This window comes from Sphingobium cupriresistens LL01 (assembly GCF_001046645.1).
GTDB lineage: Bacteria > Pseudomonadota > Alphaproteobacteria > Sphingomonadales > Sphingomonadaceae > Sphingobium > Sphingobium cupriresistens.
In genome coordinates this window covers 2,643,831-2,656,453 of record NZ_KQ130434.1, presented here as the reverse complement: position 1 = coordinate 2,656,453, position 12,623 = coordinate 2,643,831, and the positions used below count along the sequence as shown (strand labels likewise).

Genomic DNA, 12,623 nt, shown 5'->3' with positions numbered 1-12,623 from the left:
ACGGGCTATAGACCCGCCAGATCCTCCGGCCGGTTGATGTTGGGGAGGACCAGGCCCGGTATTTCCACCACGCGCGCGTTTGCGCGGTCGATCCAGCCATATATTGACCGATTATTCTCCTCCGCCAGATGGGCGTCCAGTTCGGATGCGAGCGTGGCGGGCCACCAGCCGAGCAGTTGCTGGCCTTTGAGGATGGCGGCGCTTTCGCCGATCAGGGCGGCGGGCAGGGCTGCGGGATAGAAGGGCATGTCGCAGCCGGTGGTCAGCACGCCCGCAAAGCCATAGTCCAGCGCATGATGGAGCGCGGCGTTCAATCCGCCGAGCGGTCCCATGTCGGACGCGGGGCGATCGGGCAGGCCGCCTTCCCGCCCGCAGATGACGACCGCCGCCACATGGGGGGCGAGGCCCGCCACCGCATGGTCGATCAGGGTGCGGCCGTCGGCCATGCGGGCCAGCGCCTTGTCGCTGCCAAAGCGCGTGGCGCGTCCACCCGCCAGCACGGCTCCCAATATCCTTGTCTCGTCCATCGCCGCTCCCTTGATAGCTATGCTCTATAAGGCATAAGGTGGCGATATGCAGACCCGCCTTGTCGAATATTTCCTGGCGCTGGAGCGCGAAGGTCATTTCGCCCGCGCCGCCGCGCGTTGCAATGTGTCGCAACCCACTTTGTCCGCCGGGATTGTCACGCTGGAGACGCAATTGGGCAAGAGGCTGATCCGGCGCGACCGCAAATATGGCGGGCTGACCGCGGAGGGAGAGGCGATATTGCCATGGGCGCGGCAATTGGTGGCGGCGGCCGAGGCGCTGGGGCAGGCGGCGGAGACGGCGCGCGGGCCGTTGCGGGGAGAACTCAGATTGGGCGCGATTCCGGCGGCGATGCCCGCCATCGGATGCCTGGTCGCGGCGATGCAGGCGCGGCATCCGGGTTTGAACGTGTCGATCCGGGCGTCGACGTCGCGCCAGATCGAGCGCGATCTGGCGGCGTTCGAACTGGATGCGGGGTTAACCTATCTCGATTTCGAGCCGCCCGCCCATGCGCTGTCGGTGCCGCTCTATGTCGAGCGGACGATGTTGGTGAGCGCTGTCGATGGCGTGGTGGTGCCCGATCCGCTGGACTGGGCGGGGTTGGCCATATTGCCGCTCTGCCTGCTGCATCAGGGGATGCAGAATCGGCGGATTCTGGATGCGCGGCTGGCCGAGCGGGGGCTGGCGCTGCGGCCATTGGCGACGGCGGACAGCTATGTGGCGCTGCTGGGGCTAGTGCAGCAGGGTCGGCTTTGCTCCATCATTCCCGACAGTCATGCGACCTTGCTGGACGGACTGAGTTGGGCGCGGACCCACGCCATGCCCCAGACGGACGAAGGCAGCCGGGTCGGGGTGATCGTGTCCGACAGCGCGCCGATGGGGCCGCTGGCGCAGGCGGTGCTGGGGGTCGCGCGCGAAATGCGCCTGCCGCCGGGCTTTCGAATTTCCTGATAGAACCTTTCTATCAAAGATGGACGACTTCGATTTGACCCGCTGATGGCCGGGGCGCAGGATCGCACCCAAAATTCGGGCCAGAAGGCAGGGTAGAAATGGAAGAATTTATCGGCGCATGGACCGCGCGCCACGGCGCGACGCGCGACCGGCTGTTGCCGCTGCTGCACGCGATGCAGGAAGAGGCCGGCCATATCGACGATGCGTGGGTGCCGGCGATCGCCAGGGCGTTGAACCTCAGCCGCGCGGATGTGCATGGGGTCGTCACCTTCTACCATGATTTTCGCCGGGTCGCGCCGGGGCGGCATGTGGTGAAGCTGTGCCGAGCCGAAAGTTGCCAGGCGCGGGGCGCCGCGGCGATCGAAAAGGCGGCGGCGGAGCGATTGGGCGTGGCGATGGGCGCGACGCGGGCCGACGGGCAGGTCGCGCTGGAGCCGGTCTATTGCCTGGGCCTGTGCGCGATCGGTCCCAATGCGCTGGTCGACGGACGGCCGGTGGCGCGGATTGATGCGGCCGCGCTGGAGCGGATCGCACTGGAGGTGGCGGCATGACGCGCGTGTTTGTGAGCCGCGACATGGCGTCGGTGGCGCTGGGCGCGGACGATGTGGCGCGGGCCTTTGGTGATGCCGGGTGCGAGGTGGTGCGAACGGGATCGCGCGGGCTGTTCAGCATCGAGCCTCTGGTCGAGGTGGAGACGGACCTGGGGCGGATCGGCTTTGGTCCTGTGGGACCGGGCGATGTCGCGGCGGTGCTGGACGGCGCGCACGCGGCGCGGTTGGGGAAGGTGGAGGACCTGCCTTTCTTTGTCGGGCAGCGGCGATTCACCTTCGCGCGGTGCGGGGTCATCGATCCGCTGAGCCTGGCGGATTATGCGGCGCATGGTGGCTGGCAAGGATTGGGGACGGCGCGGGCGCAGGCGGTGCAACAGGTGGTCGATACGGTCAAGGCGTCGGGGCTGCGCGGGCGCGGCGGTGCGGGGTTCCCGACCGGGATCAAGTGGCAGACGGTGCTGGACGCGCCTGCTGACGAGAAGTTTATCGTCTGCAATGCGGACGAGGGCGACAGCGGCACTTTCGCCGACCGGATGCTGATGGAGGGCGATCCCTTCTGCCTGATCGAGGGGATGGCGATTGCCGCTCATGCGGTCGGCGCGCGGCATGGCTATATCTATATCCGGTCGGAATATCCGTTCGCGATCGCGACGATGCGCGCGGCGATCGCGGCGTCGGCGCACATCGTCGCGCCCTTCACGCTGGAGGTGCGCGAGGGGGCGGGCGCCTATGTGTGCGGCGAGGAGACGGCGCTGCTCGATTCGATCGAGGGCAAGCGCGGGCAGGTGCGCGCCAAGCCGCCGCTGCCGGCGCTTCAGGGATTATTCGGGCGGCCGACGGTCATCAACAATGTGCTGAGCCTGGCGGCGGTGCCGTTCATTCTGGCGCAGGGGGCGGATGCCTATGCGGCGGTCGGGTTCGGCCGGTCGCGCGGGACCATGCCGGTGCAACTGGCGGGTAATGTGCGGCATGGCGGGCTGTATGAGGTCGGTTTCGGCATCACGCTGGGTGAATTGGTGAACGATATCGGCGGCGGCACGTCGAGCGGGCGGCCGGTGCGGGCGGTGCAGGTGGGCGGGCCGCTGGGCGCCTATTTCCCGCCGAGCATGTTCCATCTGCCGTTCGACTATGAGGCGTTCGCGGCCGCGGGCGGGTTGATCGGCCATGCCGGGATCACGCTGTTCGACGATAGCGTGGACATGGCGCATATGGCGCGCTTCGCGATGGAGTTCTGCGCTGCGGAAAGCTGCGGCAAATGCACGCCTTGCCGGATCGGATCGACGCGCGGGGTGGAGATTATGGACCGGATCATCGGGGCGCGGGACACGTCTCACCCTGAAGATAAGGGGAAGGCTTCGACAGGCTCAGCCCGAACGGGGGAGGGCTATTTGGATAGGGCGCTTTACTCGCGGGCACCGAACCGGATCGATGTGTCGATCGAGGCGCAGACCAGCCTGCTGCGCGATCTGGCCGATACGATGAAATATGGGTCGCTCTGTGCGCTGGGGGGCTTCACCCCTTATCCGGTGCTGAGCGCGCTCGATTATTTTCCCGAAGATTTTGGTGCGAGTGCGCCCATCAAGGAGGCCGCGGAATGAGCTTCAACCGCGAAACAGACCATGGCACGCCGCCGGCGATCGCCACTGGCAAGTCCGTCACCCTGACCATCGACGGGCAGAGCGTGACCCTGCCCGAAGGCACCAGCATCATGCGGGCCGCGTCGCTGACCGGCGGGTCGATCCCCAAATTATGCGCGACCGATAGCGTCGAGAGTTTCGGGTCGTGCCGCCTCTGCCTGGTCGAGGTGGAAGGGCGCAACGGCTATCCGGCGTCCTGCACCACGCCGGTCGCGGACGGCATGGTGGTGCGGACGCAGACCGAGCGCCTCAAGCAATTGCGGCGCGGGGTGATGGAACTCTATATTTCCGATCATCCGCTCGACTGCCTGACCTGCGGCGCGAACGGGGACTGCGAATTGCAGGATCAGGCGGGCGCGGTCGGCCTGCGCGACGTGCGCTATGGCTATGACGGCGCGACCAATATGGGGCAGGCGAAGGACCAGTCGAACCCCTATTTCGATTTCGATCCCAGCAAATGCATCGTCTGTTCGCGCTGCGTGCGCGCCTGCGAGGAGGTGCAGGGGACGTTTGCGCTGACGATCGAGAATATGGGGTTCGACTCCAAGGTTTCGGCGTCGCAGGGCGAGGATTTCCTGGGGTCCGAATGCGTGTCCTGCGGGGCGTGCGTGCAGGCTTGTCCGACCGCATCGCTGATCGAGAAGGCGGTGGTGGAGATCGGCACGCCCGATCGCGCCGTCGTCACCACCTGCGCCTATTGCGGCGTGGGTTGCACGTTCCGCGCGGAAATGCGGGGCGAGGAACTGGTGCGGATGGTGCCGTGGAAGGATGGCAAGGCCAATCGGGGCCATAGCTGCGTCAAGGGCCGCTTCGCCTGGGGCTATGCCCAGCATCAGGACCGTATCCTGAACCCCATGATCCGCGCGTCGGTGAGCGAGCCGTGGCGCGAAGTGTCGTGGGACGAGGCGATCGCCTATACCGCGAGCGAGTTTCGCCGGATTCAGGCGAAATATGGGACGCGCAGCATCGGCGGGATCACGTCCAGCCGCTGCACCAATGAAGAAACCTTTTTGGTTCAAAAATTGATCCGACAGGGGTTCGGCAATAATAATGTCGATACTTGCGCGCGCGTTTGTCATTCGCCGACCGGCTATGGGTTGAGCCAGACGTTCGGCACATCGGCGGGGACGCAGGATTTTGACAGCGTGATGGCGGCCGACGTCATATTGGTGATCGGCGCAAACCCGACCGACGGGCATCCGGTGTTCGCCAGCCGCATGAAGAAGCGGTTGCGGCAGGGCGCGAAGCTGATCGTCATCGACCCGCGCCGTACCGATATGGTGCAATCGCCCCATATTGCGGCGGAGCATCATCTGCCCCTGCGGCCCGGCACCAATGTCGCGATGCTGACCGCGATCGCCCATGTGGTGGTGACCGAGAAGCTTTATGACGAGGCGTTCATTCGCGAGCGCTGCGACTGGGACGAATTTGCCGATTGGGCGGAGTTCGTGTCGGAGCCAGCGCGCTCGCCAGAGGCGATCGAGCCATTGACCGGCGTGAAGGCGGACGAGGTGCGTGCGGCGGCGCGGCTCTATGCCACCGGGGGTAATGGCGCGATCTATTATGGGCTGGGCGTCACCGAACATTCGCAAGGTTCCTCCACCGTCATGGCCATCGCCAACCTGGCCATGGCGACCGGCAATGTCGGACGCGAGGGCGTGGGCGTGAACCCGCTGCGGGGGCAGAATAATGTGCAGGGCGCTTGCGACATGGGCAGTTTCCCGCATGAATTTTCGGGCTATCGCCATGTGTCCGACACCGCGACGCGCAGCATGTTCGAGCGGGCATGGGGCGTGGCGCTGGACGCCGAGCCGGGATTGCGCATCCCCAACATGCTGGACGCCGCGACCGACGGGACGTTCAAGGGCCTGTTCGTGCAGGGCGAGGATATCCTGCAATCCGATCCCAATACCCATCATGTCGCAGCCGGGCTGGCGGCGATGGAGTGCGTGGTGGTGCAGGATCTGTTCCTGAACGAAACCGCCAATTACGCCCATATCTTCCTGCCCGGATCGACATTTCTGGAGAAGGACGGCACCTTCACCAACGCGGAACGGCGCATCCAGCGGGTGCGCAAGGTGATGGCCCCGCTGAATGGCTATGCCGACTGGGAGATCGTGCAGTTGGTGGCCAACGCCCTGGACTTGGGCTGGACCTATGGCCACCCGTCCGAAATCATGGATGAGATTGCGGCACTGACCCCGACCTTTGCCGGCGTGCATTATGACCGGCTGGAGGCGGAAGGATCGCTGCAATGGCCGGCCAATGACGCAGCGCCCGACGGGACGCCGACCATGCACATAGACGGCTTTGTGCGGGGGAAGGGCAAGTTTGTCGTCACCGACTATGTGCCGACCGACGAGAAGACCGGACCGCGCTTCCCGTTGTTGCTGACGACGGGGCGGATATTGTCCCACTATAATGTCGGGGCGCAGACGCGGCGGACCGCCAATACCGCCTGGCACCCGGAGGATCGGCTGGAGATGCATCCGAGCGATGCGGACAATCGCGGCCTGAAGGACGGCGACTGGGTGACTTTGCGCAGCCGGGCTGGGGAGACGACGCTGCGCGCGCTTGTTACCGAGCGGGTCGCGCCGGGCGTGGTCTATACGACCTTCCATCACCCGGAGACGCAGGCGAACGTCATCACCACCGACTATAGCGATTGGGCCACCAACTGCCCGGAATATAAGGTGACGGCGGTGCAGGTGATGGCGTCGAACGGGCCGAGCGACTGGCAGCAGGATTATGCGCGGCAGGCGCGCAACAGTCGCCGCATCGCGCCGTTGGAAGCGGCCGAATAGGGAGGCGGATATGAGCGATGATACCCATGTCATGTCCACCGAGGACCGCCTGCTCTATATGGCGCACCAGATTGCGCGCAATCTGGCGATGATGGGAGACGCGAAGGCGACGGAAGCGCTGGCCGAGCATCTGACCCGTTTCTGGGACCCGCGGATGAAGGCGCAGATCGTCGCCATCGCGCAGGACCAGCCCGACCGGCTTTCGCCGATGGTGGCGGCCGCCGTCGCGCGGATGGCGCGGGGTCGGGCGGCGCCTGATGTCGACGCGACGCAATTCAACGCGGTGGACGAGACGGGCCATTGCGACGCCGGTTGAGCGGCGCGCCGTCCACCGCTACGCCCTGATGATGGAAGACGCCGCCGCCAGCCCCCTGACATTCGATCGTCTGACCCCGGACGGCGGGACGCAGGAGATCGCCCGCGCGCTGGCGGAGGAAGTGCCGGTCGCGATCGAATTTAACGGCATCGGCTATGCGGTGCTGATGGCGACGCCGAGTGACATTGGCGATCTGGTGCTGGGCTTTGCGCTGGCCGAGCGGCTGATCGGGCCGGGCGATGCGGCGTTCGATGTCGACACGCATCGTACCGACCAGGGGATCGTGGCGCGCGCGACATTGCCGCAGGACCGCACCGAGGCCTTGCTGGAGCGAGTGCGGCATCGTGTGTCGGAGTCGTCGTGCGGCATGTGCGGGATCGAAAATCTGGAGCAGGCGATAAGGCCGCTGCCCAAGGTGACGGCGGTATCGCGGGCGGACCCCGCCGCCATCTTTCGCGCATTGGGGGGGCTGTGCGATCATCAGCCGTTGAACGCGGCGACCGGGGCCGCCCATGCCGCCGCCTGGGTCGGCGCGGATGGCGCGATCTTGTTGGTGCGGGAGGATGTCGGGCGGCATAATGCGTTCGACAAGCTGATCGGGGCGATGGCGCGCCAAGGAGACAGGGCACGGGCGGACTGGGACGGCGGTTTCGCGCTGCTGTCGTCGCGCTGTTCCTATGAACTGGTGGAGAAGGCGGTGCTGAGCCAGTGCCCGATGCTGGTCACCATTTCCGCGCCGACGCGATTGGCCGCGACTCGCGCGGAGGCGGCCGGCCTGCCGCTGGTCGTGCTGGCGCGGGGCGATGCGCTGTTGCTGCGCGGCCACAGGCTGTTGCCCTAAACCGGCGACGGCTTGGCATTGCATCCGCTTTCCCCTACAGCGCGCGGCGCAGGGGCGGCTTGGCTTCCCCTGCGAGATGATCGCGCCGGTGCCCCGTCAGGGGCTTAATCGGGAATGCGGTGCGGGCGTGCGAGCGCCCAATTCCGTGGCTGTCCCTGCAACTGTAAGCGGATAGTGCGATGCATATGGTCGAAAGACCGGCCACTGGACCGATGTCCGGGAAGGCTATGCATTCGTGCTGCGACCCGCGAGCCAGGAGACCTGCCGGCGCTTGGTCGCTCTTGCTTTGGTCCAGGGGATGGCCAGGGCACGGTGGTTTTTCCGTCGAGCGACGCCATGCGGCCGGGGCCGCATCGGGTTGTGGACGGGATATGGCGCCATCCCTTGCCTCTGCCTGACCGCGTTGCGGACGCCCCAGCCCAAGTCGCACAGGCGCCGGGGGGTATATATGCTGAAAACAGGTATTTCTCTGGTGGCGCTGATCGTAGCGACGCCGGTTCTGGCGCAGGATGACCAGATCGTCGTCACCGCCACGGGCGTCGCGCAGTCGCGCGACGAGGTCGGCCAGGCGATCACCGTGATCGACGCGGAGACGATCAAGACGCGCCAGGCGATCGATGTGGTCGACCTGCTGGCGACGACGCCGGGCGTGCGCTTCAACCGCAACGGATCGACCGGCGGGGTAACCGGCGTGTCGCTGCGCGGCGCGGAAACGACGCAGACTTTGGTGCTGATCGACGGGGTGAAGGTCAACGATCCCAGCGGCATCGGCGACGGTTATGATTTCGGGCCTTTGCTGACCGGCAATATCAAGCGGATCGAGATATTGCGCGGCTCCAACTCGGTAGTGCATGGCAGCCAGGCGATCGGCGGCGTGGTCAATGTGATGACCGGCGTGCCGGCTGAAGGGTTTGGCGCGAACGCATCGGTGGACTATGGCTATAGCGATACGCTGAACGCCAAGGCGGACGTGTCGGGCACCAGCGGCATCGCCGCGGGCGGGATCGGCGCGGCCTATTTCCGTACCGACGGCATTTCGTCGGCAGCCGGGGGCACGGAGCGCGACGGGACCGAGAATATCGCGGCCAACGCGCGGCTGACGCTGAATTTCACCGAGGCGCTGAGCCTGGACCTTCGTGGCTATTATATCCATGCGGACATCGACTATGACAGCTTCTTCGGCGCGCCTGCCGACAGCAGCGATGTGAGCAAGCTTGACCAATATGTCGGCTATGCGGGCCTCAACCTGGCGCTGCTGGATGGCAAGCTGACCAATCGCGCCGCCGTCACATATCTGCGCAACGACCGCGACTATTATTTCGTGCGCGGCACCGACCCAGACTATGGCTATTCGGGCACCAACCTGCGGTTCGAATATGAGGGCGTCTATGCGCCGGTCGAGCAGGCCAAGCTGCTGTTTGGCTATGAGCATGAACGGCCCGACTATGATTTCTTCGGCTTTGGCGACACGGCGAGCGCGAAGATCAATATCGACAGCGTCTATGCGCTGGCGATCGTCAAGCCCTTCGCAGGCCTGGCCGTCACCGGCGGCGTGCGCCATGACGACCATAGCCAGTTCGGCGGGGCGACGACCTTTGGCGCCAACGCCAACTATTCGCCCAATGGCGGCGCGACCAATGTGCGGCTGAGCTATGGCGAAGGATTCAAGGCGCCTTCGCTCTATCAGCTATATGACATCTATAGCGGCAATACAGCGCTGCGGCCGGAGCGGTCGAAAAGCTACGACATCGGGTTTGACCAGAGCCTAGATGGCGGGCGGGCGATGCTGTCGGTTACGGCGTTCCGCCGCGACACGCGCGACCAGATCAATTATGATTCCTCGCTGCCACCCTTTGGCGGTTATAATAATCTGGACCGCACCCGCGCCAAGGGCGTGGAAGCGTCGATCGCGCTGAAGCCGGTCGATGCGCTGACCGTCACCGGCAGCTACAGCTATGTCGATGCGCGGGATCGGTCGGCGGGGTCGGCCAACTATGGCAATCGCCTGGCCCGCCGCGCCGCCAATGCGGTGAGCGTGTCGGCCGACTATGTCTGGTCGTTCGGCCTGTCGACCGGCGCGACGGTCACGATGGTGGGCGACAGCTTCGACAATGCGGCCAATACGCGGCGGCTGGACGGCTATGCGCTGGCCGGGGTGCGGGCCTCGATGCCGCTGGGCGCGCATCTGGAAGTCTATGGTCGCATCGACAATCTGTTCGATGAGACGTACCAGACGGCCTATGGCTATGGCTCCTATGGCCGCGCTGCCTATGGCGGCGTGCGTGTTCGCTTCTGATCGACAGGCAAGGGGGCGGGCGTGATGCCTGCCCCTTCAGCGCGGCGCGTTCAGTCGCGCCATGATGGTGCGCGCCGCCTGCACATAGGCGGGGCCGCCGCACACGGTCCAGCTTTGCGGCAGGCTGATGCGCGGAACGGCGGCGAGCGCGGGGTGGTGCAGCATTTCGGTGCCCTGATCGACCACGCGGTCGGTGGCGCTTTCCACGATCAGCCATTCGGGGCGCGCGGCGACCATTTCCTCCAGCGGCACCTGCGCCAGCGGGGGCTTGCCGAGCTTTGCCGCCAGGTTGGTGAGGCCCATGCGGCGCATCAGATCGTCGATCAGCGTGCCGGTGCCGGTCATATAGCCGCGCCGCTGATAATAGGCCGCGACGCCGCTGTGTTTGGGGCGAGGAAGGGCGGCGAGGTCGCGGTTCATGGCCGCGATCAGTCTTTCACCGCGATCGACATGCCCGATGGCGCGCGCCACCTGGCGGATCTGGTCGAGGATCGCGGCATAGCTGTCGGCGCTGGCGAGGCCGAGCGTGCGCCACTGGCCCGGCGGCGCGCCCGCTACCGCATTCGGGCCGATCGGGAAACCCAGGATCAGGTCGGGGCGGATCGCCAGCACTTCCTCCGCGGGACGGCGCAGCGTGCGGAAACCGCGCGCTTTGATCGCCGCTGCGGAGAGTTCGGGATCGCGGGCGTTGCTGCTGAGCGCGGCGATCTGGGTCGGATCGGCGAGGGCCAGCAGATATTGGTCGGCGCAGACGTTGAGCGACACGATGCGGCGCGGGGCGGCCGATGCGGACGTGCCGGCAAGCACGAGCAGGGCGGTTGCCGCGATCATCAGGGGGCGGATCATGGAAGCGTGTTGAATCCAATAGCGGGACTTGATTCCGCCTTCGCAGGAACACGCGGCATTGCCAACCGCCAAGGCGCGCGCAAGTGACCGCGCGCCGCCATCATCCGTTGCTGATCCCCGGCTTGCTGCTGCTGGTCTTCGGCACCGCCTTCGGCTCCGTGCTGCTGGGCGCGGTGGCGATCAGTCCAGCGCGCGTCTGGGCTGTGCTGACCGGCGGCGGCGATGCGGTCGCCCGCACCATCATACTGGACCTGCGTTTGCCGCGGATGCTGCTGGGCTTGGTTGTCGGCGCGATGCTGGGGCTGGCGGGGGCAGCGTTGCAGGGTTATCTGCGTAATCCGCTGGCTGAGCCGTCGGTGCTGGGTGCGTCCAATGCGGCGGCGCTGGGGGCTGTCTGCGCGCTCTATTTCGGGCTGGCGCAGTTGCATCCGATGATATTGCCGCTGCTGGCGATATTGACCGGACTCGTCGCCATCCTGACCCTGTTCGCGCTGTCGGGCACGGTGGAAAGCCCACTGACGCTGATCCTGGCCGGCATCGCCGTGGCGACGCTGGCGGGGGCGGGGATCAGCCTGGCGCTCAACCTGTCGCCCAATCCCTTCGCTGCGATGGAAATCATGAGCTGGCTGATGGGGAGTCTGGAAAATCGCAGCTATGCCCATGTCTGGATCGCGCTGCCCTGCGTCGTCGTGGGCGCGGCGCTGCTGATTGCGGACGGGCGGACGCTCGATGCGCTGACCTTGGGCGAGGATGGCGCGCAGGCGCTGGGCGTCAACCTGTCGGTCGCGCGGTTGCGCATGATGCTGGGCGTGGCGATCGGCGTAGGCGGCGCGGTGGCGGTGTCGGGGGCGATCGGGTTCGTCGGGCTGATCGTGCCGCATCTGGTCCGACCGCTGACCGACCGGTCGCCATCGTCCGTTTTGGTCCCGTCCATGCTGGGCGGCGCAGCGCTGCTGACTCTGGCGGACATCGGGGTGCGGCTGATCCCGACCAATAATGAATTGAAGCTGGGGGTGGTGACCGCGCTGCTGGGCGTGCCCGTCTTCCTGGCGCATCTGATACGGGAGCGGCGGCTATGGTGACGATATCGGCGCAGGGGCTGACGGTGCGGCTGGGCCGCCACGCAGCGGTGCGGGATGTGGACGTGAGATTGGAGCCGGGGGCTTTGGTGGGCGTGATCGGTCCCAATGGTGCGGGCAAGTCCACGCTGATCCGCGCGCTGCTGGGGCTGGTCAAGCCGCAGGCGGGGCGGGTGCTGATCGACGGACAGAACGTGACGCGGCTCGACCGGCGGGCGATGGCGCGCGCCGTCGCCTATCTGCCGCAGGGCCAGACGCTGCACTGGCCGCTCAGCGTCGAGCGGCTGGTGGCGCTGGGGCGATTGCCGCATTTGGGGCCATTGTCCAGGATGTCGGCGGATGATGAAGCGGTGATCGAGGCGGCGATGGTCCGGGCCGATGTGCAGCATCTGAAGGGTCGGACCGCGACCGAATTGTCGGGTGGCGAACGCGCGCGGGTGCTGCTGGCGCGGGCGCTGGCGGTGGGCGCGCACGGGCTGATCGCGGACGAGCCGCTGGCCGCGCTCGATCCGGGGCATCAGATCGACGTCATGGACCTGCTGCGCGGCGAGGCGCGCGGCGGGGCGCTGGTGGTGACGGTGCTGCACGACCTCGGCATGGCGGCGCGTTATTGCGACCGGCTGCTGCTGATGGACGGCGGGGCGCTGGTGGCCGATGGCGCGCCGATGGACGTGCTGACGGCGGGTGCGCTGGCGCGGGTCTATGGCGTGACGGCGCGGATCGAGCGGGACGGGGACGTGCCGCTGATTGTGCCGATGGCGCGGGTTAACGAATAAG

General features: G+C 66.5%; 11 protein-coding genes and 1 riboswitch. Of the genes, 9 read left to right on the top strand and 2 right to left on the bottom strand.

The features are described from left to right. Positions 1-5 precede the first annotated feature (5 nt). Positions 6-527 (bottom strand): molybdenum cofactor guanylyltransferase, encoded by a 522-nt coding sequence (gene mobA, locus V473_RS12800; protein WP_066604642.1) that lies wholly within the window; start codon positions 525-527, stop codon positions 6-8. A 46-nt stretch (positions 528-573) separates the two neighbouring features. Between mobA and V473_RS12795 the strand changes: the two genes are divergently transcribed. The 7 genes from V473_RS12795 (at position 574) to V473_RS12765 (ending at position 9,921) form a co-directional block, all read left to right on the top strand. Continuing rightward, positions 574-1,476 (top strand): LysR family transcriptional regulator, encoded by a 903-nt coding sequence (locus V473_RS12795; protein ID WP_066604639.1) that lies wholly within the window; start codon positions 574-576, stop codon positions 1,474-1,476. 98 nt (positions 1,477-1,574) lie between these two features. Further along, complete coding sequence (locus V473_RS12790; RefSeq protein WP_066604637.1) at positions 1,575-2,027, top strand: NAD(P)H-dependent oxidoreductase subunit E; 453 nt, start codon at positions 1,575-1,577, stop codon at positions 2,025-2,027. Then, on the top strand, positions 2,024-3,625 hold the full coding sequence (locus V473_RS12785) for a formate dehydrogenase beta subunit (protein WP_066604634.1): 1,602 nt from the start codon (positions 2,024-2,026) through the stop codon (positions 3,623-3,625). The genes V473_RS12790 and V473_RS12785 overlap by 4 nt, the downstream gene beginning before the upstream one ends. Then, positions 3,622-6,468, top strand: a complete 2,847-nt coding sequence (gene fdhF, locus V473_RS12780; protein ID WP_066604630.1) for a formate dehydrogenase subunit alpha — start codon at positions 3,622-3,624, stop codon at positions 6,466-6,468. The genes V473_RS12785 and fdhF overlap by 4 nt, the downstream gene beginning before the upstream one ends. 10 nt (positions 6,469-6,478) lie before the next feature. Further along, positions 6,479-6,784, top strand: coding sequence for a formate dehydrogenase subunit delta (locus V473_RS12775; protein ID WP_201785499.1), 306 nt, complete (start codon positions 6,479-6,481; stop codon positions 6,782-6,784). A 28-nt stretch (positions 6,785-6,812) separates the two neighbouring features. Continuing rightward, a complete protein-coding gene (fdhD, locus tag V473_RS12770; RefSeq protein WP_066604628.1) occupies positions 6,813-7,625 on the top strand; it encodes a formate dehydrogenase accessory sulfurtransferase FdhD in 813 nt (270 codons plus the stop codon). 69 nt (positions 7,626-7,694) lie between these two features. After that, positions 7,695-7,908, top strand: a riboswitch (cobalamin riboswitch). Positions 7,909-8,073: 165 nt separating this feature from the next. Beyond that, positions 8,074-9,921, top strand: coding sequence for a TonB-dependent receptor plug domain-containing protein (locus tag V473_RS12765; protein ID WP_066604626.1), 1,848 nt, complete (start codon positions 8,074-8,076; stop codon positions 9,919-9,921). 36 nt (positions 9,922-9,957) lie between these two features. Here the strand turns inward: V473_RS12765 and V473_RS12760 are convergent, their stop codons facing one another. Then, entirely contained in the window at positions 9,958-10,767 is an 810-nt protein-coding gene (locus tag V473_RS12760; RefSeq protein ID WP_066604624.1) for an ABC transporter substrate-binding protein, read from the bottom strand. Positions 10,768-10,850: 83 nt separating this feature from the next. Here V473_RS12760 and V473_RS12755 point away from each other — a divergent pair, with 83 nt between their 5' ends. Continuing rightward, entirely contained in the window at positions 10,851-11,849 is a 999-nt protein-coding gene (locus V473_RS12755) for a FecCD family ABC transporter permease (protein ID WP_066604621.1), read from the top strand. Beyond that, positions 11,843-12,622 (top strand): ABC transporter ATP-binding protein, encoded by a 780-nt coding sequence (locus V473_RS12750; RefSeq protein ID WP_066604618.1) that lies wholly within the window; start codon positions 11,843-11,845, stop codon positions 12,620-12,622. Before V473_RS12755 ends, V473_RS12750 begins: the two co-directional genes overlap by 7 nt. The last annotated feature ends 1 nt before the right edge of the window (position 12,623 follow it).